A 22,319-nucleotide genomic window follows, 5' to 3' on the forward strand; every position below is an offset into this window, starting at 1 on the left:
CTGCCGCTCGGCGGCGGTTCGGACAGCGGCCCGGAGGTCAGCGCCGGGGACGGTCCCGGCGACGGCCCGGCACAGCCCGCACCGCCGCCTCTGCCCGGAGCAGGAGCGGGAGCGGGAGGGGTCAGCTCGGGCCGAGCCCGTACAGGGCGAGGGCGACGGCAGCGTCCGCGATCACCTCGGGGCTCTCGGCCCGCCCGCCCGCCGCGCGCTGCTCGGACTGCCGGACGGCCGCCTCGACGATCCCCTGGAGCAGCGCCGCGGCCAGCCGCGGCCGCTCGTGCCCGAAGTCCTCCAGCGCCTGGACCACCATCCCGGCCAGCTTCCCGTGGGCCGCTCGGATGCGCTCCCGGGCCGCGTCGTCCAGCTCCAGCGCGGAGATCGCGGCGACCGCCCGGTGCCGCGGATCCGCGGCCAGCGCCAGCTGCCCCCGGACGTACGACTCGATCCGCTCGGCCGCGGTGTCGCAGCTCTCCATGCCGGCTTCGATCTCGGCCGCCCAGAGGGGGAAGTCGACCTCACAGAGGGCTTCCACCACCGCCGCACGGGAACGGAAGTACTCGTACACCGAGGAACGCGCGAGCCCCGTGCGCGCCGCGAGCGCGGGGAAGCTCAGCGCTTCCATGCCTCCCTCGCTGAGGAGACTGCGGGCAGCATCAAGAAGAGCTGCCCGCTGCAACTGACGGTGCTCGGCCACACTGGCCGCTCGGATCTTCGGCACCCTCCCACTGTACGGAGCCCTACAGCCCACCGGTACGGTGCCGCGCGTCGCAACGGACGCGGAGGGGACGCGCCAGGAAGCAGAGGGGCGCGAGCCCGGCGTGCGCGATGCCCGCGACGCCCGACCGCGCCTACCGGATGTCCGAGAGCTTGGCGCGCAACTGCAGCACCGACTTCGTGTGGATCTGGCTGACCCGGCTCTCGGTCACCCCGAGGACCTGGCCGATCTCCGCGAGGGTCAGCCCCTCGTAGTAGTAGAGCGTCACCACGGTCTTCTCCCGCTCGGGCAGCGTGTTCACCGCCTGCGCCAGCAGCCTGCGGAGCTCGCGGTCCTCCGCCACCTCCACCGGGTTGTCGGCGCCGTGGTCCTCCAGGGTGTCCATCAGGCTCAGCCGGTCGCCGCTCTCGCCGACGGGGTGGAGGAGCTCGTCGAGCGCGACCACGTTGGCGAGCGACAACTGGCTGAAGATCGCGTGCAGGTCCTCGATGGCGATTCCCATCTCGGCCGCGACCTCGGGTTCGTGCGGCGTCCGGCGCAGCCGGGCCTCCAGCGTCGCGTACGTCCGCTCGACCGCCTTCGCCTTCTGCCGCACCGAACGCGGGATCCAGTCCAGCGCCCGGAGCTCGTCGATGATCGCGCCACGGATCCGGCTGATCGCGTAGGTCTCGAACTTGATGGCGCGGTCGACGTCGAACTTCTCGATCGCGTCGATCAGCCCGAAGACCCCGGACGAGACGAAGTCGGCCTGTTCCACGTTGGAGGGCAGACCGACCCCCACCCGGCCCGCCACGTACTTGACGAGTGGTGAGTAGTGCAGGATCAGCTGCTCCCGCAGCCGCTGGTCGCCCGTCTCCTTGTAGGAGCGCCAGAGCCCTTCGAGCGCCGTACGGTCCTGGCCGCCCGCCTCCCGGCGTGGGGCGGGCGCCTCGGCCGACGCGGGGGCCGGCGCGGGGGCGGACGCGTCGTCGGAGGTGCCGGGCGCGTCCGGCCGGTCGTCGTGCGCCCCGGTGTGCGCCGGTCGGCCGCCTTGCCGCGCCAGGGACCCCATCCCGCCCGTGGCCTTGGGCGGGAACTCGGTCACGGGGCGCCGCTCGGTCCGCGGCCCTCCCGAGGACCGGGCGCCACCGGTCACTCTGTGTCCGGGAATGTGTGTGGGCATGCGTTGGTCTGCGCCGTTCTGCCGAGTCATGTGCTGATAGGGAAGGCATGGCGAGCGTAGCGTGACCGACTCGCTGCGGAGTGCTACCGCCACTCGGGCGTCCCCCGATCCGGTGGCGCTCGTGTCACCGGATCGGGTCCCGCCGACGGGCCGACCGGACCGCCGGGGCTGCCTTCCCGTCAGCCCGTCACCTCCTCCTGACCAGTCGCCAGTGCGCGCCGTGCCGCTCGACATGACCGAGCGATCCCAACTCGTAGAGCCGGTGGAGCACCTCGTCCGGCGGCAGCCCGGACTTCCGGGCCAGCCGCTCCACCGGCGCGCCCTCGGCCGTGGCCGGCACGGCCTCCAGGACCAGCGCCGCCGCCGGCTCCAGCAGGTCCCTCGGCAGCACGGGGCCGCTCCGCTGCGGCGCCAGGTCGTCGCCGATCGCCCCGATCAGCTCGGCGACCTCGGCGGCGTCGGTGACCAGGGTGGCGCCCCCGCTACGGATCAGGGCGTGCACACCGGCCGAGAGTTCCGAGGTCACCGGCCCGGCGACACCCATGGTGTGCCGGTTGAGGTCGCGGGCGCGCCTGGCCGTGCTGAGCGCCCCGCTGCGCATGGCCGCCTCGACCACCACCGTCCCCCTGGTCAGTGCCGCGATCACCCGGTTGCGCAGGACGAACCGGAACCGGGTGGGGTGCTCCCCCGGCGCGAGTTCGCTCAGCAGGAGCCCCTGGGCGGCGATCCTGCGGATCAGGTCGGTGTTGCCCCGCGGGTAGGCCACGTCCACCCCGCAGGCGAGGACCCCGATGGTCATCCCGCCGACCGCCAGTGCGCCCCGGTGGGCCGCCGCGTCGATCCCGTACGCACCTCCGGAAGCCACCACCCAGCCGCGTTCCGCCAGTTGCGCGGAGAGCTCGCCGGCGACGTGTGCGCCGTACGCGGTGCACGCCCGGGCGCCGACGACCGCGACCGAACGGAGGGCGAGCAGGCGGAGCGATCCCGTACCGGCCGTCCAGAGCCCGATCGGCCGGCTGTCGCCGAGGTCGTCCAGTTGGCTCGGCCACTCCGTGTCGCCCGGAATGATGAAGCGTCCACCGAGCTGTCGCACCCGTTCCAGGTCGGCGACCGGGTCGATGTCGACCAGTCGGGCCCGGTAGCCCGCCAGGCGGCCGGCGTCCGGCCCCGGTGGGTCGGGCACCGTGCCGTCCCTGATCGCCCGCAGGACTTCGGGGGCGCCGAGGCGGGTCAGCCACCGGCCGACCAGGGCGTCGCCGGGTTCGCTGAGACGGCACAGGGCCGCCCGGGCGAGCCGCTCGGATCCGGTGTCCGGTCCGGCATCCGAGTCGGTCCGCGGAGTTCTCGACGCGGGCGGGGGCGGGCCCGCCCGGTCGTGGTCCACGGTGGGATCCGAGGTCGGATCCCAAGCGGGATCCATGGGTCGGTTCACGGGGCGGTCCCCTCCTCTTCCGCCTGTCGGTCGGGTGTTCTGCGGGCCGCCGGCGGACGGGCCGGGCGCTTCGGCGCCGGGTCGTCGCCCCCGGCCGGGGCGGGGCCCGGCCAGCCGGCGAAACGCTCGGTCAGCGGCAGCCCCTGTTCGACGCCGGTGCGCAGCACGAGTGCGGTCCGGACGTCGCGCTGGTCGGGGCGGTCCCGGCCCGCGAGGTCCGCGACCGTCCAGGCGACCCGGAGCACCCGGTCCAGGCCGCGCGCGGTCAGCAGTCCCCGCTCCAGCTGGCGTGCGGCGTCGTTCAACGCGCCCCCCGCGAGCTGCCAGCGGGTGCGGAGTTCGTAGCCGGGGACCTCGGCATTGGTCCGCCACGGGGTGTCGGCCAGCCGGGCGGCCGCACGCTCGCGCGCCGCCAGGACACGCGCCGCGACGATCCCGGTGGTCTCCGCCGTGTTGTCCCGCTCCATCAGCTCGGCCCTGGTCACCGGGGCGACCTGGACCTGCAGGTCGACCCGGTCGAGCAACGGGCCGGAGAGCCTGCCCTGGTACCGGCTGACCATGGCCGGGGTGCATTCGCACCCCTCGCCCCGCCGCGAGTGGCGCCCGCAGGGGCAGGGGTTCGCGGCCAGGCAGAGCAGGAAGCGGGACGGCAGCCGGAGCGATCCGGCCGATCGGGCGATCACCACCTCCCCGGACTCCAGCGGCTGGCGCAGCGCGTCCAGCACCCGGACCGGGAACTCCGGTGCCTCGTCGAGGAAGAGGACGCCCCGGTGGGCCAGCGAGACCGCGCCCGGTCTCGGCAGGCCGCTGCCGCCGCCCACGATCGCCGGCATGGTCGTGGAGTGGTGCGGGGCGCAGTAGGGCGCGCGGTCGATCAGCGGGCGGCCGGCCGGGAGCAGCCCGGCCACGGAGTGGACCGCGGTGACCTCCAGCGCCTCCTTCGGGGTGAGCGGCGGCAGGAGCGACGGCAGCCGCTCGGCCAGCATGGTCTTGCCGGCGCCCGGCGGTCCCTTCAGGTAGAGGTGGTGGCCGCCGGCGGCGGCGATCTCCAGGGCCCTGCGGGCCTCGTACTGCCCGGCCACGTCGGCGAGGTCGAGCCGGGACGCCGCGTCGTCGGGCAGTCCGCGCACCCCGGCGCCGGGGAGCATGAGGCCTGCCATCAGGGGGTCGGGGCGCCCGCCGACCGGGCCGGGCGGCTCCTCGGGCTCGGGGGCTCCGGTGAGCACGGCCACCAGCTGGCGCAGGCTCCGCACGCCGATGACGGTCACCCCGGGGACGAGCGAGGCCTCGGCGGCGGTCTGCTCGGCCACCACGACCCGCTGGTAGCCGGCGTCGGCGGCGGCCAGCACCGACGGAAGCACCCCGCGCACCGGGCGCACCCGCCCGTCGAGCCCGAGTTCGCCGATGACCAGCAGGTCCGCGATGGCGGTCGGGTCCAGCCGTTCGGCGGCGGCCAGCACGGCACAGGCCACCGCGAGGTCGAAGCCGCTGCCGCTCTTGGGCACCGACGCCGGGCTCAGTCCGACGGTCAGCTTCCGCTGCGGCCAGGACTCTCCGCTGTTCACCACCGCCGCGCGTACGCGGTCGCGGGCCTCGGAGAGCGCCTTGTCGGGCAGGCCGACCAGGGTGAACGCCGCCACCCCGGGCTCCAGGTCGGCCTGGACCTCGACGATCACTCCGTCGACGCCGACCAGCGCGACGGAACACGTCCGGGCGAAGGCCATCTCAGACCACCCCCCGCAGGTGGTCCACCGAGGCGGCGCCGCGGATCCGGTTGATGACGGCGATCAGATCGATCCGGACCCCACCGGGCGGGGCGGGCACCCACGGCGGATCGGCGGGCCCGGGCAGGTAGCCGGGCCCGGCCAGCCGGGCGAAGTGGTCCGGCCAGCGCTCGGCCATCCAGCGCTCCGCCAGCCGTCTCAGCCGGGCCGCCTTGGTCCGGTCGATGGCCTCGGTGGGCTGCTGGAACCCCCGCTCGGAGCGGGTCTTCACCTCGCAGACCGCAACTGTGTCGCCGTCGAGGGCGACGATGTCCAGCTCGCCCTCGACGCACCGCCAGTTGCGGTCCAGGATGTGCAGCCCGTCCTCCGCGAGGCGCCGGGCGGCGACCTGTTCCCCGTAGCGGCCGAGGCCGGTGTTGCCGATCCGCCCCGGGGCGGCCGCCCCGGGAGCGGCCGGCGGGGACTGCCCGCCCGCTGCGGACCGCGCCGACCGCCGGCGCGGCCGCCCGTCCTGCTGGGCCTTCGCTGTCTGCTTGCGCGTGGCGCGCTCGGTGTCCTGCACGGTGACCACCTCCGCCGTGGAGGTTGCCGTGCGGTCCGGGGACGGACCAGGGGGTTGCCCTTACCTGTGGACAACCCGGGCCTGTGGATAACTCTTGTCACCCGCAGGGGTGGAAATCCCGGGATACGCGAAATTCCCCTGGACATCCGGGGGCGGGGCGGTCCAACGTCAGTTCCCGAAGCCGGGCTCGTCCGAGGGCAGCTCCAGATCGCTCTTCGCGAGCTCCTCGATGTTCACGTCCTTGAAGGTCAGCACCCGGACCTTGCGGACGAACCGGGCCGGCCGGTACATGTCCCAGACCCACGCATCCGCCATCGACACCTCGAAGAACACCTCGCCCTGGACCGAGTGCACCTGCAGCTCGTAGTCGTTGGTGAGGTAGAACCGTCGCTCGGTCTCGATCACGTACTTGAACAGGCCGACGACGTCCCGGTACTCCCGGTAGAGCTTGAGCTCCATCTCGGTCTCGTACTTCTCGAGATCTTCGGCACTCATCCAGGCGTCCCCTCAACTTGTCACGTCCACCCATTGTGGACCACCGCACCCACCCTCAGAGCCTTACCGGAGCGACCGGTGGCCCCTCGGTCAACAGACGCTCCAGAAAGTCCACCAGTCCGGCCGGATAGACCGTCTCGGTGGTGGCTCTCAGCTCCCCGACCGTCCACCAGCGTGCCGCGAGCAGCTGGGCGTGCTCGTCCGCGCCCATGCCCGAGTGGTCGAGCACCGTGTCCGCGGTCCGGGCCAGGTGGAACCACTGCTCCTGCTCGTAGCGCCGCCCCTCGAAGGAGAACTCAACCGTGTCGTACGCCACCACCGGTCCCAGCTCCACGCCCCGCAGGCCGGTCTCCTCCACCAGCTCCCGCTCGGCCGCCCCTCGCACGCCCTCACCGGGCTCCAAGCCGCCACCGGGCGTGAACCACCAGGTGACGCCCGGCGTCGCGGGGTCCGCGCCGCGGAAGAGCAGCAGGCGGTCCCGGTCGTCGAGCAGCAGGATCCGCGAAGCCTTGCGCCGCTGTGCCGTCATGGCAGGTCTCCACGCTCCCTTCGTCGGGCCCGGTCGTTCTCCCGATCCTGCCACCCGGCACCGCCGTCCGGGGCGAGGTTCGGCAGAGCGGCCGGGGCGCGGGTGGTGCGGGCGGGGGTCAGGACGGCCGGCGGCGCCTGCGCGCCAGGCTCGCCACGCCGCCCGCCGCCGAGGTCACGACGATCGTCGCCGCGCCTACAACGCTCGCGTAGAAGGCCGGCTCCAGCGGCCCCGGGCCGGCCGGACCGGCTCCGCCCACCGCGTCGAAGGCGCTGGTACCAGCGAACAGGCCGGCCCGGCCGAACGGAAGCACGGTGCCCTCGACCCGGGCCTCCACATCGGTGGCCGGGACGGTCCCGCCGTCGACCTCCAGGTGGACGCGGGAGTCGAGCGAGCCGAGCCGGTTGTCGCCGAGCAGGAAGAGTCGACCCTGCGGGACCGTCACGCTGAAGGAGTTGCCCTGCGGGCCCTGCGCCGCGAGGTACGACTCGTCCACCGGCTTGCCGTTGACGGTCAGTCGCTGGTCTCCCCCTCCGACGGCGACCGTGTCACCGCCGACCGCGACCACGCGCTTGACCATCGGCTGGTCACCCCAGGCCTGGTCGTGGAAGATCACCACGTCACCGCGGCCGACGTCCGCGCCGTCGGTCTTCCTGGCCAGCACGGTGTCCCCGACCTGGAGCGTGGGGGCCATCGAAGCGGTCGGGATGTCGTACGGCCGGTAGTTCACGGCGATCACCGCGAAGCCGCCGATCAGCAGGACGAGGCCGATGCCGAGCAGGACGCCTTGCAGCACCGCTGCCGGCTTGCGCCGGGTCGGCGGGGCGGCCGGCGGACGGTCGGGCGTCCGTTCCGCGACACTGCTCATCGACACCGTCCAACCCTGACCGAACCGGAAACGCTCACGGTGCACCGGGGCCACGGTCGGAGAACCCGGCGGGCCGTGGCACGTCCGAGCAGATTACTCGTCGGTACCACGGCCCGCGCAAGACCTTGGAGCAAGCGGTTCGGCGTCAGGACCGCTCGTCGCGGTCCGCCCGGTTCCTCCAGCGGCGCACCAGCGGGAGCAGTGCGACGGCGCCCACCGCACCGGCGGCCGCCGGCACGACCGGCGCGGCCGCGTCCAGGCCCTTCTGGTCGAAGGTCGCCGGCACCGGCAGCGTCGACCAGTGGTCGATCGGCCAGGCCACGACGAAGGCACGACCGATCACCTCGTCCACGGGGACGGTGCCGCCGCCCGGCTGGTCCATGTGGAACCGCGAGTCGAGCGAGTCCGCGCGGTGGTCGCCCATCACCCAGATGCTGTTCTCCGGGACCTTCACCGGGCCGAACGGCTTGGTGCCGCAGGGGGTGTTGCCGGGGTAGACGTACGGCTCGTCGAGCGCGATCCCGTTGACCTTCACCGGGCCCTCGCCCTCGCACTCGACGGTGTCGCCGCCGATCGCGATGACCCGCTTGATCAGGTCCTTCTCGTTGTCGGAGGGCATCAGGCCGACGAAGCTCAGCACGTCCTGGATGCCCCGGACGAAGGAGTTGCTGCTCTCGTTGGTGGGCTCGTCGGCCAGCCAGCCACCCGGGTCGTGGAACACGACCACCTCGCCGCGCTCCGGCTCGGCGCCGAACCACGGGGTGAGCTTGTCCACCAGGACACGGTCACCGACCTGGAGCGTGTTCTGCATCGACTCCGACGGAATGGAGAACGCCTGGACGAAGAAGGTCTTGATCACGAGCGCCAGGACCAGGGCGATACCGATCAGGATCGGCAGTTCCTTCCAGAACGAGCGCTGCTTGCGCTCCTTCCGGTCCGGCTGCTCCTCCGTCTCGTCGGCCGGTGCGGTCCCGCCCCCGATGTCCTCCGAAGCGTCATCCGCACCGCTGCCGTGCTCGTCGGCGGACTGGGCCGTCGCGTCCTCGGCCGACGCCGAGAGCGCCGTCGGCTCCGCGGACCGGGCCGCCCTGCTGCCGGAGCCCTCGGGCTCTCCGGCGCCTGAGCGGGCGCCGATCACCAAATCCCCCACAACGTCTCCTCCCTGCTGTGCGGACGCCTGTACGCCCGCGCTCACAGTGCCGCACAGCGGGCACCACGCTCCACCACCGACCGTGAACGCCAGGGCCACCCGGTCCGGGCACACCTGACACCAGCACAGCCTCCGGGCACGACCGGTCAACACGGACCGGCCGCACCAGCACTTCTCTATCACTCCCGGGCATCCGGCTCGCGGTCCCACACGCGCGGCCCGGTCGGTCATCGGCCTTCAGCGGCTCAGGGCCGGGCCCGCCCCACCCTGCGGCCGACGAGCGGAAGGATGCCCAACACACCCATAACGAGCGGAGGTTCCTCAGGACCCGGCCCAACGCCCACGGAGTTCGGCGCAGTTCCGCGCGCCTCCGGGGCCCGCGCCACCGAGGAGAGTGAAACCGGCACATCAAGTTGATGAACCCGGCCCACCGGCCAGGCGATCATGAAGGCCCGACCCACCACACCACTGACCGGGATCGTGCCCTGGCCCGGATTCCCCATGTGGAAACGGGAGTCGGCAGACACGTCGCGGTGGTCGCCCATGACCCAGAGCCGGCCCGGCGGCACCTTCACCTTGAACGGCTGCCGGGAGGGCGGGTTGCCCGGCGCGAGGTAGGGCTCGTCCAAGACCCTGCCGTTGAGGCTGACCCTGCCCTGGTCGTCGCAGCACTCCACCGTGTCGCCGCCGACACCGATCACCCGCTTGATCAGGTCCTGCTCGTTGTCCGACGGCAGCAGCCCGACGAAGGTGAGCACCTGCTTGGCACCGCGCAGGACCGGCCCGTCCTCCGTCGGCTTGTGACTGCTCTCCAGCCAGCCGCCCGGATCCTTGAACACCACCACCTCGCCGCGCTCCGGCTCGGCACCGAACCAGGGGGTGAGCTTGTCCACCAGCACCCGGTCCCCGATCTGGATGGTCTGCTCCATCGAACCGGAGGGGATCACGAAGACCTGCACCAGGAAGGTCTTCATCACCAGCGCCACCACCAGCGCCACCACGACGATCAGCGGGATCTCCCGCAGGTGGGAGCGTCTGCGGCGGCGGGCCGCCCGTCGGGCGGTGCGCCGGCGCTCGGCCCGGCCCCGCACCACCGGACCGGGCCCGGTCGGCCCGGAGAGAGGTGGCTCGGACGGCGGCGCGTCGGACGGAGTCGGCTCGGGAGCCACCGCCCCGGGCCCTGCCGACCCGGACCAACTCGGCTCGGACCAGGTCGACTCCGGCGGCACCGTCGCCGGCCCCGCGCCGGCCCCGGGAAAACCGGCGCCGGAGGAGTCCGCCCCGGAGGAGTCGGGACCTGGGGAGCCGGGGCCTGGGCGGTCTGCGAGCCGACCCCTACCTCTGGTCCCCATGGCCACCCGTCCCCCCTGTCGCGGCGAAAGCCGCCGGCCGGTCCAGGCTGCTCCAGCGCCCGACCGGGTAGACCACCCACGCGGCCCGCCCGATCACCTTGTCCTCCGGGACGAACCCGCCCCCGGGATCGCCGAGGTGGTCGCGCGAGTCCCGGGAGGCGCTCCGGTGGTCGCCCATCACCCAGAGCTTGCCGGCGGGGACCACGGTGTCGAAGGCCACCTGGGACGGCTCGTCCCCCGGCGACAGGTAGGCGGACTCGTCGACCGGCACGCCGTTCACGGTGATCGGGTGGCCCGGGCCGGTACTGGTGACCCGGTCGCCCCCGACACCGATGACCCGCTTCACGTAGACCGAGTCGCCGGCCGGAACCAGACCGATGTCCCGGCCGAAGGAGCGCAGTCCGCTCCAGATCCCGCCCCGGTCGAGGGGCTTGCGCAGGAAGGAGCCCGTACCGTCGAACACCACCACGTCGCCCCGTCGGGGGTGGCCGCCGAAGGCGTAGGACAGCTGGTTCACGATCAGGCGGTCGCCGGGGCGCAGGCTGTTCTCCATCGACCCGGACGGCACGGAGAAGGGCCGCGCCACGAAGGCGTTCACCAGCAGCAGCACGAACAGGCAGGTCCCGACGAGCAGCAGGAGGTCCCGGGAGCGCGAGCGGGACGGTTCCTCGACGTCCTCGACGTCCTCGGCCTGTTCACCGCCGTCACCGCCGTCAACACCGTCACCGCCGTCAACACCGCCGTCGGTGTCCTCGACGCCCTCGGCGGTCCGCTCGGCACCCCTCGCGGCCTCCGCCGAACCCGTCGGCGGGGCCTCTCCCGCGAGGCCTTCCGCAGGAGCACCCGCGGAAGCACCTGCGAAAACGACCGCGGACCGCGTCGGCGTGTCCGCACCGGTGGGTGCGGGACGGCCGTCGCGGTCCGCGGGTGGTTCGTGCGTGCTCATCGGGGGCTGAGCTTACCGTGCGGCAGGCCGGCTCCCCAGAGCGTTCCGGTCCCCCGGCAGCGCCGGGGGGCGGTGGATCAGCGGTCGCGCTTCTCCTTGATCTTCGCGGCCTTGCCGCGAAGGTCACGCAGGTAGTACAGCTTGGCGCGGCGAACCGCACCGCGGGTCACGACCTCGATCTTCTCGACGACCGGGGTGTGCACCGGGAAGGTGCGCTCGACACCGACGTTGAAGCTGACCTTGCGAACGGTGAAGGTCTCACCGACGCCGGCGCCGTGACGGCGGATGACGACGCCCTGGAAGACCTGGACACGGGAGCGGTTGCCCTCGATGACCCGGACGTGCACCTTCAGGGTGTCACCGGCACGGAAGGCCGGAATGTCGCTACGCAGCGAGGCCGCGTCGACAGCAGCGAGCTTGTTGCTCATGTTGCTCTCCATCGCAGGCGCCACGGGCCGCCCACGGAAGTTCGTCACAATGGGGTTTGCTGCGGGCCGCGTCGGCGACCGGCGGTCCCCCCGTGGCGGGGGCGCCGAACCACGTGACCCCTACGGGAGGAGCCCAGCGACAGACAGCAGCGGCCTATTCTTCCACATCACCGGCCGCGGACCGAAATCGGCCGAGCCCGTCGTCCCAGGCCAGGCCGAGAACGCTGAGCGCCTCCCGGTCCTTCTTGTCGAAGGCGCCGTACCGCCAGCGCTCCACCAGGTCCGGCCGGTTCGCCAGGGTGCGGGCGAAGGCCTGCTCGCGCCGCCAGCGGGCGATCCGGCCGTGGTTGCCGCTCAGCAGCACGTCCGGCACCGTGCGGCCGCGCCACTCGGCGGGCTTGGTGTAGACCGGGCCCTCCAGCAGGTCGGCCATCGCGCCGGGCGCGAAGGAGTCGTCCCGGTGGGACTCGGCGTTGCCGAGCACGCCCGGCAGCAGTCGGGCGATCGCCTCGACCATGACCAGGACCGCAACCTCGCCGCCGGCGAGCACGTAGTCGCCGATCGACGCCTCGACGACCGGCATCCGGGTGGCCGCCTCGTCGATCACCCGGCGGTCGATGCCCTCGTAGCGGGCGGGGGTGAACGCCAGCCACGGCCGGCCGGCGAGCTCCTGCGCGAGCTCCTGGGTGAACGGCCGACCGCTGGGCGTGGGCACCACCAGGGTGGGCACCTCCCCCGCCGGGCCGCGGCCGATCACCGCGTCCAGGGCCTCGCCCCACGGTTCGGGCTTCATCACCATGCCCGGGCCGCCGCCGTACGGGCTGTCGTCGACGGTGCGGTGCACGTCGTACGTCCAGTCCCGCAGGTCGTGGACGTGCACGTCGAGCTGTCCGCGGGCGCGCGCCTTGCCGACCAGCGAGATGTTCAGCGGCTCCAGGTACTCGGGGAAGATCGAGACGACGTCGATCCGCATCCCGCTCTGCACCGGCACAGCGTCGGCACCGGCCTCGACCTCGACCTCGGCACTGGCCTCGGCGCCGACACCGACGGCAACACCGGCGCCGGCCTCGGCACCCACCGGAGCGGTCGTCTCCTCGGCGGTCACTCCGACTCCTCCCGGCCTTCGGCGGACCCCTCCGGGTCGTCGCCGGACTCCTCCGGGCCGCCCTCGGCGACCTCGGCCCCGTCCGGGTCGATCAGCCCGCCGGGCGGGTCGATCACGGCGCGCTGGTTCTCCAGGTCGATGACCGTCACGATCCGGCTGACGAAGGGCACCAGCACCTCCGTGCCGTCGGCCTTCGTGACCGTGAGCAGGTCCTGGTAGGGCAGGTGGACGACCTCGGTGAGCTCACCGACCGGGGTGCCGTCGAGCAGCACCACGTCCAGGCCGATCAGCTGGTGGTCGTAGTACTCCTCCGGGTCGTCCGGACGCTCCTCCGGGTCGACCTCGGCGATGAGGACGGTCCCGCGCAGCGCCTCGGCGGCGTTGCGGTCCTTGACGCCGGCGAACCGCAGCAGCAGCCGGCCGCTGTGCACCTTGCCGGACTCGACGGTCAGCGGCCCGGCCGACGCCGGGTCGGTGAGCAGGACGGCACCGGGCCCGAGCCGGAGCTCGGGCTCGTCGGTGCGGACCTCGACGCTGACGTCCCCCCTGATGCCGTGGGCGCGGCCGATCTTGCCGACGACGAGCTGCACGGTGATCGTTCTCCTGGGTGAGTGCTTGGGAAGGCTGCCGCGGTGGGCAGCGAGAGAAAACGGCGAAGGGCCGACCGGGACGACATGCGTCCCGGCCGGCCCCAGGCCCGACGGCTGAACGAACAGCTGCGTCAGCGAATGCTGTCCACGTCGACGAGGTCGACCCGGACGTTGCGACCGCCGAGGGCGCCGACCACGGTGCGCAGTGCGCGCGCCGTGCGGCCGCCCCGGCCGATCACCTTGCCGAGGTCATCGGGGTGCACCCGCACCTCGATGGTGTTGCCCCGACGCAGGTTGCGCGAGCGCACCTGCACCTCGTCGGGGTGCTCGACGATGCCCTTCACCAAGTGGTCGAGGGCGTCCTCGATCACGCTCAGGCCTCGGCGGCGGCGTCGGCCTCAGCCTCGGCCTTGTCCGACTTCTTGGCCTTCGGGGTGATGGCGACACCGGTGGTGGCGTCCTCGAAGCCGGCGACGGCCTTGGCGAACAGGTGCGAGAAGTCCTCGACCTTCGGCTCGGCGACCTTCAGCGGCGCCGGAGCCGGCAGGCCCTTGAACTTCTGCCAGTCGCCGGTCAGCTTGAGGATGGCGAGGACCGGCTCGGTCGGCTGGGCGCCGACGGACAGCCAGTACTGGGCGCGGTCGGTGTCGACCTCGATCTTCGAGGGGTTGTAGGTCGGCTGGTAGATGCCGATCTCCTCGATGGCACGGCCGTCACGCTTGGTGCGGGCGTCCGCGACGACGATGCGGTAGTGCGGGGAGCGAATCTTGCCGAGACGCTTGAGCTTGATCTTGACTGCCACGGGAGTGGATTCTCCTGGTGTTGACGTGGGTGAGCAGCCCTGCCGTCGCGTGGGGTTGCGGGGCGGGCCGTTCAAGGGACACGCCAGCCGTAGGAGAGAGGGGTCCTGCTCGGCTGCCGAGTACTCAGCTGTCCATTGTGCCATACCGGCGCAGACCGCCTCGCACGGGCCGGACCCGGCGTCCCCCCGTCCCGCTCCCGGGAAAGCCCTGCGGCACATCCGGAGAGGGCCCGGAATCGGCCCGGCCAGGAGCCCGGACAGGAGCCCCGACAGGAGCCCCGGGAGGACTCCGGAAACAGGTCGACCGGGAGCCCCCGCTCCCGGTCAGCCCAACCACATCCACATCACTGGCGAATCACTGTCGAACACCGTCGATCGCTCCGGCCGGACAGGCTGCCCGCACAGCCACCGGCCGGTTCACCGGGTTCCCCGAGCCGTTCCGGCTCCCGGTTACGCGATCTTGAACGGCTGCTGGCAGGCCCCGCAGACGATGGACGCCTGAGCGAGCACCGACGGAACGACCCGGACGTTGCGCCCGCAGCCGCAGACCGCCTTGACCCGGACGCCGCCCCCGGAGGAACCGTGCCGGGCGGCCGGACCGCGGAAGGCGCGCGAGGCTCCCTCACCGGCCACCGCCTCCTGGTGCGCGCCGAGCGCGCGGTCCAGGCGTTCGATGGTCTCGGCGTACCGCTCCTGGGTCTCCTTGAGCATGGTCACCTGGGAGAAGCCGCTACTGGCGTGCGGTTCGACCGGGTGCGCCAGGCCCAGCTCGGAGGCCAGGAGGAGGAAGCGCCGGTTGTGGTAGCGGCCGGCCCGCGAGGTGTCCCGGATGTCCCGGGCCGCGGCCAGACCATGGGCAGCCTCGTGGAGGAGCCGCTCGAAACCGAGCCGGGTACCACAGGCCGAGGAGGACTCGCCGATCAGCGCCTCGGGAGAGGCGAGGTCGGGGAGGTCCTGATGGTAGGCCTGGATGTCACTCCAGGCGGCGGCCAGTTCGGCCGCGAGAACGAGGGGCTGTGTCGTGCTCACGCTAGACCAACGATGGAGTAGGAGCCGATGTTCCGCGTGTTCCCGTTCCCCGGGAATTCCCAGGAAACTCTCAGGAATGTGCGAGCCCGCGCGAAATGCGCGTTCCGGATCTGACGCAAGACCAACCCCCTGCTGGTTTGGGGCCGCCGAGCTCGGCGAGCCTCGTCAATTCCGTCCGGGGACGGGCTGTCGCCCCCAGGACGTACGGCCCGGGGTCCTGTCGAGTTGACAGGGCCACGGGCCGTACACCGTACCGCTATTCCGTTAATACCGGCAGTTGACCGACCAGTAGCGATGCCGACATGTGAGACGTCCGCGGAACAACCCCGGTCACCGGCCGCGCGAATTACCCGTCAAGTCGGTCGGCGGTCGTCAGTCCGCGTCAGCGGATGTCGTATTACGACATCCCCTTCGACACATCCTGCACGACACATCCCGCGCGGCGACAACCGCCGCCGGCGGGATGCACCGGACCGTCAGTAGGCGCGCGCGACAATCGCGATGTTGCCGTCCTGGTCGTCCGTCTGCGGCACCGATCCGTCGGCGGCCACGATGCAGCGCACCGAGACGCCCTGCTCGGCCAGCTTGGCCTCGCCCTCCGGGCCCAGCTCGGCCCAGGAGATGCGGCCCCAGCCGGTGGCGGCGGCCTCGACGGCCTCGTCCAGGTTCTTCACGTCGACCGTGCGGGTCTCGCGGCGCTCGCGCGACTGACGCAGCAGCAGCGCCTGGTCCTCGTCGAGGATGCCCGGGAGCAGCTCCGCCAGGCCGTCGATCGCGACCGGCTCCTTGCCGCCGGGGATGCGGCGGGCCAGCATCGCGGTGCCGTTCTCCAGGTCGCGCGGGCCGACCTCGATGCGCAGCGGCACGCCCTTGAGCTCCCAGTCCACGGCACGGCGGCCGAACGGGGTGTCGGTGCGGTCGTCGACGACCACGCGGATGCCGGCGGCCTCCAGCCGGGCGCCGATCTCGCGGACCTTGGCGATCACCGCGTCGTCGCCCTTGATGGCGAGGACGACGGCCTGGACGGCCGCCAGCCGCGGCGGGACGCGCAGCCCGTTGTCGTCGCCGTGCGACATGATCAGGCCGCCGACCATGCGGGTCGAGACGCCCCAGGAGGTCTGCCAGACGTACTCGCGCTCGGCGCCCTGCAGCTGGTAGGTGGTGTTGAACGCCTTGGCGAAGTTCTGGCCCAGCTCGTGGCTGGTGCCCATCTGCAGCGCCTTGCCGTCGCCCATCATGCCCTCCAGGGTGAGGGTGTTGATGGCGCCGGCGAAGCGCTCCTTCGCGGTCTTGCGGCCGAGCACGACGTCGATGCCGAGCACGTTGGTCATGAAGTCGCCGTAGACCTGGGTGTGGATCATCGAGGCGTAGTCACGGGCGTCCTCGTACGTGGCGTGGGCGGTGTGGCCCTCCTGCCAGAGGAACTCGGTGGTGCGCAGGAAGACGCGCGGACGCAGCTCCCAGCGGACCACGTTGGCCCACTGGTTGATCAGCAGGGGCAGGTCCCGGTGGCTCTGCACCCACTTCGAGAAGTACTCGTTGATGATCGTCTCGGAGGTCGGCCGGACGACGACCGGCTCGTCCAGCTGCTTGCCGCCGCCGTGGGTCACCACCGCGAGCTCGGGGGCGAAGCCCTCGACGTGCTCCGCCTCCTTGGTCAGGTAGGACTGCGGGATGAACATCGGGAAGTAGGCGTTCTGGGCGCCGGCCTTCTTGATCCGGGCGTCCATCTCCTGCTGCATCCGCTCCCACAGGCCGTAGCCGTACGGTCGGATGACCATGGTGCCGCGCACCGGACCGTTGTCGGCCAGCTCGGCCTTGTTGATGAGGTCCTGGTACCAGCGCGGGAAGTCTTCCGCCTGAGGGGTGAGAACGGGTGCCTTAGCCATGGGGCGAATGGTACGGGGATCCGGCCTTCGACTTCGAATCGATGGCGGGGCGTCTCACCGGGGGGCGCACCACCCCGACACGCGCGCACCACCCCGCACCCCTCTGGACGCCGCGCCCGAGCCGCTGTTCGCTGGAGTGGGGCGGGACTTTGGGGGGCCGGAGCAGCACACCGAAGGACCGGATAGGAGGCCGCGATGGCTTCAGCGCGGGTGACCGGCACGACCGTACGACCCACGGGCGCACGACCGCACGACCCGCGCTCGGTGGCCGAGCAGGCCGCCGCCCGGGCGCGCGACTGGGCGGAGATCCAGGAGCGGATGCTGGTGCCGCTCTACGAGGCCGTCCACGACCGCCTGGAGGTCGGTCCCGCGACCAGCGTGCTGGGCCTGGGCTGCCGCTCGGGGCTGGCCCTGCTGCTCGCCGCCGGGCGGGGCGCGCAGGTCGCCGGCCTGGAGCCGGAGGACGAGCTGCGCGAGCTGGCCCGGGGCCGGCGGCTGCGGGTGGGCACCGCGCCGCGGCCGGCGGCGGCCGTCGCCCGCTCGGCCTATTCGCTGGTCACGGTTTTCGAGGGGCTCCCCGGCTCCGCCGATCCGCGCCGGACGGTGGCCGAGGCGGCCCGGCTGACGCTCCCCGGCGGGCACGTGGTGCTGGCCGCCTGGGGGCCTCGGGAGCGCTGCGAGAGCGCCGCCGTGCTGGACGTCGCGCGCCGGATGACCCGGCGCAGTGCGGCGCACGACCCGTTCGAGCTGAGCCCGCCCGGCGCGCTGGAGGACCTGCTCGCCGGGGCCGGCCTGCGTCCGGCCGGCGGCGGCCGGGTGGGCTGCCCGTTCGCCTATCCGGACCTGGACAGTGCGGTGCGCGGGCTGCTCTCGACCGGCCTGTACGACGCGGCGGCGGAGTTCTCGGGGCTGCCGCTGGTGGCGAAGGAGCTGGAGGAGGCGCTGCACCCGTACCTCCGGCCGGACGGCACGGTACGGATGGAGAACGTCTTCCGCTATCTGGTCGCCGAGCGGGCCCGCCGGCCGCTGTAGCGGCGGAGCGGCATCGGCGGAGCGGCGGAGTGGCATCGGCGGAGCGGCCGATCCGCATCGGAGCGACGGAACGGCATCGAAGCGACGGAACGGGGCGCGCGCCGGGCAGCGCACGCCCCGTTCGGCTCAGTCCAGCGACTTCCGCGGCACCCCCGCCGCCCGGTAGGCCGCCTCCTCGTCCAGCGTCTCCGCCTTCAGCAGCGCGGCGGCGAGCGCGTCCAGCCGGACCCGCTGCTCGGTCAGCAGCCGCAGCGCCTCGTCGTAGCACTCGGAGACGATCCGCCGGGCCTCCTCGTCCACCGCGTCCAGGGTGGTCGGCGCGGCGGAGAGCCCGTACGCGCCCTGCGGGTCGGACGGGACGGCGGTGAGCCGGCCGACCCGCTCGCTCATGCCCCAGCGCCCGGCCATGCCCCGGGCGATGTTGGTGACCTGTTCCAGGTCGCTCTCCGCCCCTGTGGTGATGATCCCGTAGACGACCTGCTCGGCGGCCATCCCGCCGAGTGCGCCGATGATCCGGCCGCGCAGGTAGGGCTCCGTGTAGGAGTACCGGTCGGCCTCCGGGGTGGAGAGGGTGACCCCGAGGGCCCGGCCGCGCGGCACGATGGTGATCTTGCGGACCGGGTCCGCGCCCGGCTGGAGCATGCCGAGCAGGGCGTGGCCGCTCTCGTGGTACGCCGTCCGTTCCCGCTCCTCCTTCGGCATCACCAGCGGCCGGACCGCGCCCAGCTGGACCTTCTCCAGCGCGTCCGAGAGGTCCCGCTCGTTCACCGCGTCCTGCCGGCGCTTGACCGCCAGCAGCGCGGCTTCGTTGACCAGGTTGGCCAGCTCGGCGCCGGTCATGCCGGGGGTGACCTTGGCGAGCTGGTTGAGGTCGGTGTCACCGGCCAGCGGGACGGCCCGGGTGTGGATGCGCAGGATGGCGGCGCGGCCGTCGCGGTCCGGCGGGCTGACGGTGATCCGCCGGTCGAACCGGCCGGGGCGCAGCAGGGCCGGGTCGAGCACGTCGGCGCGGTTGGTGGCGGCGATCACGATGACGCCCTCGGAGCCGGTGAAGCCGTCCATCTCGGTGAGGATCTGGTTGAGCGTCTGCTCGCGCTCGTCGTGACCGCCCATGCCGCCGCCTCCGCCGCGCTGGCGGCCGATGGTGTCGATCTCGTCGATGAAGACGATCGCCGGGGCGACCTTGCGGGCCTCGGCGAACAGCTCGCGGACCCGGCTGGCGCCGACGCCGACGATCATCTCGATGAACTCGGAGGCGGAGGCGGAGAAGAACGGCACGTCGGCCTCGCCCGCGACGGCCCGGGCCAGCAGGGTCTTGCCGGTCCCGGGCGGGCCGCTGAGCAGGACGCCGCGCGGCATCTTGGCGCCGAGCCGGCGGTACTGCTGCGGGTTCTTCAGGAAGTCGACCACTTCGGTGAGTTCGGCCTCGACCTCGTCGATGCCGGCCACGTCGGCGAAGGTGGTGCGTTTGCCGGACTCGGCGGTGACGGGCTTGGGCGGGGCCTTGCGGCCGAGCGGACCGGCGCCCATGCCGCCGGCCATCCGCCGGGCGAGCAGGACCCAGACGAGGATGAGCAGCAGCATCGGGGCGAGCGAGATCAGCAGGTTGGCGAGGAAGCTGCGCTGCTGGACGACCGGTTCGGCGGTGACCTCGACGCCCTGCTGCTGGAGGGTGGTCCAGAGGTTGTCGCCGGCGAAGACCGGGCGCTGGGTGTCGAACTCGGTGTACGTCCCCTTGTCGCCGTCCGGCTTGGGCTCGGCGTTCTTGAGGGTGCCCTCGATCGAGTCGCCCTTGGAGTAGATCTTGGTGATGTTGCCCTTGTTCAGCTGGTTGTTGAACTCGGTGTAGGAGATGGTGGTCGCGCCGTCCGGGCCGAAGAAGGACAGCAGCAGGTCGCTGATCAGGAACACCACGAGGGCGGTGAGGACGAGTCCGAACCAGCCGCCCGGCATCTTGCGGCGCGGGGGCGGCGGGGGCGGGGCGCCCTCGGAGCGCCACGGCTGGTCGGGGGTCTGGCGCGGCGGCACGGGATCGGTCACCCATCGGACAATACGGACATCTGCTCGGGTCCTCCAACCGCAACGCCGCGCCGCGGGCCCGCCCGGGCGGCTACTCCCCGGCCCCCGCTCCGGGCCACTCCTCCGCCGTCAGCGCGAACCGCTCGTGGTCCCGCCACGCCCCCTGCAGGAACAGCATCCGGGGGGTGAACCCCTCGTGCCGGAAGCCCAGCCGCTTGGCCAGCCCGATGGAGCGCCCGTTGTCCGGCTGGACGTTGATCTCCAGCCGGTGCAGGCCGAGGCCCCCCGCCGTCTGCGGGGCGAAGCAGCGGTCCAGCACCAGACGCATCCCCTCGGTCATCCGCCCGGTGCCGGCGAACGGCAGGTACGAGTCGTAGCCGAGCGAGCCGTTGCAGAACCGGCCCATCACGATGTTGGCCACGTTGACCTTGCCGACCAGCCCGTCGGTCTCCCGGTCGACCACCAGGTAGGTCCGCAGGCCCGGCCCCTGGCGCTCCAGCAGGTCCGGGAGCCCGTCCGGCTCGACCGGGTTCCACCGTCCGATGTGCTCGGCGGACCGCCGGACCGCCTCGGCGTACGCCACCTCGTCCCCGGCCCGCGGGGCCCTGATCGTCACTCGCATCCGACCATCATCGGGCATGCGAACGGCCCGCCGCCCGGGAGTGCCGGGCGGCGGGCCGTCGGAGCGGACGACAAGGGCCTACAGCAGGTCCTTGAACTCCTTGGGCAGCTCGAAGTCGGACGGGCCCTTGCCCGCGCCGAGGCCGAACGCGCCGCCCTGGGCGGGCGCCTGGCCGGCGCCGGGACCGAGCGCGCGCCGCTCGGCGGCCGCGGCCTCCTCCTGCGCGCGCTTCAGCGGGTTGCCGCTCTTGCGCTTGCCCTTGGCGGCCGGGGCCTTCTTGGCGGACTTCTTCGCGCCGCCGCCCATCCCCGGGATGCCCGGCATGCCGGGGATGCCCTTGCCGGAGGCCATCGCGGACATCATCTTGCGGGCCTCGAAGAACCGCTCGACCAGGTTGTTGACCTCGCCGACCTGCACGCCCGAACCCTTGGCGATGCGGGCGCGGCGCGAGCCGTTGATGATCTTCGGGTCGGTCCGCTCGGCCGGGGTCATCGACTTGATGATGGCGCCGACGCGGTCGACGTCCTTGTCGTCGATGTTGTTGATCTGCTCGCGGATCTGGCCCATGCCGGGCAGCATGCCGAGCAGCTTGGAGATCGAGCCCATCTTCCGGACCTGCTCCAGCTGGGCCAGGAAGTCGTCGAGCGTGAAGTCCTTGCCGCCGCCCTGCAGCTTGGAGGCGATCTTCTCGGCCTCGGCCTGCGAGAAGGTCTGCTCGGCCTTCTCGATCAGCGAGAGGACGTCACCCATGCCCAGGATGCGCGAGGCCATCCGGTCCGGGTGGAAGGCGTCGAAGTCGTCGACCTTCTCGCCGTTGGAGGCGAACATGATCTGCCGGCCGGTGACGTGCGCGACCGAGAGCGCGGCACCGCCCCGGGCGTCGCCGTCGAGCTTGGAGAGCACCACACCGGTGAAGTCCACGCCGTCGAGGAAGGCCTGCGCGGTGGTGACCGCGTCCTGGCCGATCATCGCGTCGACGACGAACAGGACCTCGTCCGGGTCGACCGCGGCCCGGATGTCGGCGGCCTGCTGCATCAGCTCGGCGTCGATGCCGAGGCGGCCGGCGGTGTCGACGATGACGACGTCGTGCTGCTTCTGCTTGGCGTACTCGATCGAGTCCCGGGCCACCTGGACCGGGTCGCCGACGCCGTTGCCCGGCTGCGGGCCGTAGAACGCGACGCCGGCGCGGTCGGCGACGACCTGCAGCTGGTTGACCGCGTTGGGGCGCTGGAGGTCGCAGGCGACCAGCAGCGGGGTGTGCTTCTGCTGCTTCAGCCAGTGGCCGAGCTTCCCGGCGAGGGTGGTCTTACCGGCACCCTGGAGGCCGGCGAGCATGATCACCGTCGGGCCGTTCTTGGCGAACCGCACCCGGCGGGTCTCGCCACCGAGGATGGCGATGAGCTCCTCGTTGACGATCTTGATGATCTGCTGGGCCGGGTTCAGCGCACCGGAGACCTCGGAGCCGAGCGCGCGCTCCTTGATCTGCTTGATGAAGGCCCGGACGACCGGCAGCGCGACGTCCGCCTCCAGCAGCGCGATGCGGATCTCGCGGGTGGTGGCGTCGATGTCCGCCTCGCTGAGGCGGCCCTTGCCCCGGAGGTTCTTGAACGTCGCCGCGAGGCGATCGGAAAGGGTGTCGAACACGTCGTCGCGGGTCCTCTGCGGCATCGGTATCAGTACGGTCGTCGCCCCCCAGGGTATCCGGCCGCCCCGGGAGTGGTCTCCACCCGGGTTCGCCGAGGCCCGTCCGGCCCCCGGACCGGCCCCGTCCGGCCCCCGCCCCGGGCCCCGTCCGGCCCCCGCCCCGGGCACCGCCGGGCGCCACCCCGGCACCGCCCCCGGCCCGGCCCGGCGCCCCCCGGACGTCA

The 22,319-nt window shown here is 72.7% G+C and carries 22 protein-coding genes; 1 reads left to right on the forward strand and 21 read right to left on the reverse strand.

Features of this window, described 5'->3' with window-relative positions; genetic code table 11:
- Nucleotides 1-121: 121 nt before the first annotated feature.
- From AC067J_RS37855 to proS, 18 genes are all read right to left on the reverse strand, one after another.
- Nucleotides 122-694: a TetR/AcrR family transcriptional regulator gene (locus AC067J_RS37855; protein ID WP_478307302.1), complete on the reverse strand. Its 573-nt coding sequence runs from the start codon at nucleotides 692-694 to the stop codon at nucleotides 122-124.
- A gap of 154 nt (nucleotides 695-848) precedes the next feature.
- On the reverse strand, nucleotides 849-1,766 hold the full coding sequence (whiG, locus tag AC067J_RS37860) for an RNA polymerase sigma factor WhiG (RefSeq protein ID WP_478307304.1): 918 nt from the start codon (nucleotides 1,764-1,766) through the stop codon (nucleotides 849-851).
- Nucleotides 1,767-2,064: 298 nt separating this feature from the next.
- A complete protein-coding gene (gene dprA, locus AC067J_RS37865) occupies nucleotides 2,065-3,297 on the reverse strand; it encodes a DNA-processing protein DprA (RefSeq protein ID WP_478307306.1) in 1,233 nt (410 codons plus the stop codon).
- Nucleotides 3,298-3,305: 8 nt separating this feature from the next.
- Nucleotides 3,306-5,033 carry a YifB family Mg chelatase-like AAA ATPase gene (locus AC067J_RS37870; protein ID WP_478307215.1) on the reverse strand — a complete coding sequence of 576 codons (1,728 nt, stop codon included), beginning with the start codon at nucleotides 5,031-5,033 and terminating at the stop codon, nucleotides 3,306-3,308.
- 1 nt (nucleotide 5,034) lies between these two features.
- Nucleotides 5,035-5,457: a YraN family protein gene (locus tag AC067J_RS37875; protein ID WP_478307308.1), complete on the reverse strand. Its 423-nt coding sequence runs from the start codon at nucleotides 5,455-5,457 to the stop codon at nucleotides 5,035-5,037.
- A gap of 306 nt (nucleotides 5,458-5,763) precedes the next feature.
- Nucleotides 5,764-6,090, reverse strand: coding sequence for a DUF2469 domain-containing protein (locus AC067J_RS37880; RefSeq protein WP_030306725.1), 327 nt, complete (start codon nucleotides 6,088-6,090; stop codon nucleotides 5,764-5,766).
- A gap of 55 nt (nucleotides 6,091-6,145) precedes the next feature.
- Nucleotides 6,146-6,619, reverse strand: a complete 474-nt coding sequence (locus AC067J_RS37885; RefSeq protein WP_478307217.1) for an NUDIX domain-containing protein — start codon at nucleotides 6,617-6,619, stop codon at nucleotides 6,146-6,148.
- Between the two features lie 118 nt (nucleotides 6,620-6,737).
- A complete protein-coding gene (lepB, locus tag AC067J_RS37890) occupies nucleotides 6,738-7,487 on the reverse strand; it encodes a signal peptidase I (RefSeq protein ID WP_478307219.1) in 750 nt (249 codons plus the stop codon).
- 145 nt (nucleotides 7,488-7,632) lie between these two features.
- A complete protein-coding gene (lepB, locus tag AC067J_RS37895) occupies nucleotides 7,633-8,637 on the reverse strand; it encodes a signal peptidase I (RefSeq protein ID WP_478307221.1) in 1,005 nt (334 codons plus the stop codon).
- 245 nt (nucleotides 8,638-8,882) lie between these two features.
- Nucleotides 8,883-9,638: a signal peptidase I gene (lepB, locus tag AC067J_RS37900; RefSeq protein WP_478307223.1), complete on the reverse strand. Its 756-nt coding sequence runs from the start codon at nucleotides 9,636-9,638 to the stop codon at nucleotides 8,883-8,885.
- Between the two features lie 334 nt (nucleotides 9,639-9,972).
- Complete coding sequence (gene lepB / locus AC067J_RS37905; RefSeq protein WP_478307224.1) at nucleotides 9,973-10,935, reverse strand: signal peptidase I; 963 nt, start codon at nucleotides 10,933-10,935, stop codon at nucleotides 9,973-9,975.
- A gap of 77 nt (nucleotides 10,936-11,012) precedes the next feature.
- On the reverse strand, nucleotides 11,013-11,363 hold the full coding sequence (gene rplS, locus AC067J_RS37910) for a 50S ribosomal protein L19 (protein ID WP_063347674.1): 351 nt from the start codon (nucleotides 11,361-11,363) through the stop codon (nucleotides 11,013-11,015).
- A gap of 154 nt (nucleotides 11,364-11,517) precedes the next feature.
- A complete protein-coding gene (trmD, locus tag AC067J_RS37915; protein ID WP_478307310.1) occupies nucleotides 11,518-12,336 on the reverse strand; it encodes a tRNA (guanosine(37)-N1)-methyltransferase TrmD in 819 nt (272 codons plus the stop codon).
- A gap of 128 nt (nucleotides 12,337-12,464) precedes the next feature.
- Nucleotides 12,465-13,058 carry a ribosome maturation factor RimM gene (gene rimM, locus AC067J_RS37920; protein ID WP_478307227.1) on the reverse strand — a complete coding sequence of 198 codons (594 nt, stop codon included), beginning with the start codon at nucleotides 13,056-13,058 and terminating at the stop codon, nucleotides 12,465-12,467.
- Between the two features lie 131 nt (nucleotides 13,059-13,189).
- Complete coding sequence (locus tag AC067J_RS37925; protein WP_030306741.1) at nucleotides 13,190-13,429, reverse strand: RNA-binding protein; 240 nt, start codon at nucleotides 13,427-13,429, stop codon at nucleotides 13,190-13,192.
- A gap of 2 nt (nucleotides 13,430-13,431) precedes the next feature.
- Complete coding sequence (rpsP, locus tag AC067J_RS37930; protein ID WP_478307229.1) at nucleotides 13,432-13,860, reverse strand: 30S ribosomal protein S16; 429 nt, start codon at nucleotides 13,858-13,860, stop codon at nucleotides 13,432-13,434.
- A 450-nt stretch (nucleotides 13,861-14,310) separates the two neighbouring features.
- Nucleotides 14,311-14,889, reverse strand: coding sequence for a hypothetical protein (locus tag AC067J_RS37935; RefSeq protein ID WP_327681034.1), 579 nt, complete (start codon nucleotides 14,887-14,889; stop codon nucleotides 14,311-14,313).
- 476 nt (nucleotides 14,890-15,365) lie between these two features.
- Entirely contained in the window at nucleotides 15,366-16,778 is a 1,413-nt protein-coding gene (gene proS, locus AC067J_RS37940; protein WP_478307231.1) for a proline--tRNA ligase, read from the reverse strand.
- A 195-nt stretch (nucleotides 16,779-16,973) separates the two neighbouring features.
- On the opposite strand from proS, the gene AC067J_RS37945 reads away from it, so the two are divergent.
- The gene (locus AC067J_RS37945) at nucleotides 16,974-17,810 is read left to right on the forward strand and encodes a class I SAM-dependent methyltransferase (RefSeq protein ID WP_478307233.1); all 837 of its coding nucleotides are present in this window, start codon (nucleotides 16,974-16,976) and stop codon (nucleotides 17,808-17,810) included.
- Between the two features lie 126 nt (nucleotides 17,811-17,936).
- Here AC067J_RS37945 and ftsH read toward each other — a convergent pair whose 3' ends face one another.
- The 3 genes from ftsH to ffh form a co-directional block, all read right to left on the reverse strand.
- Nucleotides 17,937-19,850: an ATP-dependent zinc metalloprotease FtsH gene (gene ftsH / locus AC067J_RS37950; protein ID WP_478307235.1), complete on the reverse strand. Its 1,914-nt coding sequence runs from the start codon at nucleotides 19,848-19,850 to the stop codon at nucleotides 17,937-17,939.
- A 70-nt stretch (nucleotides 19,851-19,920) separates the two neighbouring features.
- Nucleotides 19,921-20,451 (reverse strand): GNAT family N-acetyltransferase, encoded by a 531-nt coding sequence (locus tag AC067J_RS37955; RefSeq protein WP_478307237.1) that lies wholly within the window; start codon nucleotides 20,449-20,451, stop codon nucleotides 19,921-19,923.
- Between the two features lie 78 nt (nucleotides 20,452-20,529).
- Nucleotides 20,530-22,095, reverse strand: coding sequence for a signal recognition particle protein (ffh, locus tag AC067J_RS37960; protein ID WP_478307312.1), 1,566 nt, complete (start codon nucleotides 22,093-22,095; stop codon nucleotides 20,530-20,532).
- Nucleotides 22,096-22,319 lie beyond the last annotated feature (224 nt).

It is taken from the genome of Kitasatospora sp. NPDC042419, assembly GCF_056437345.1.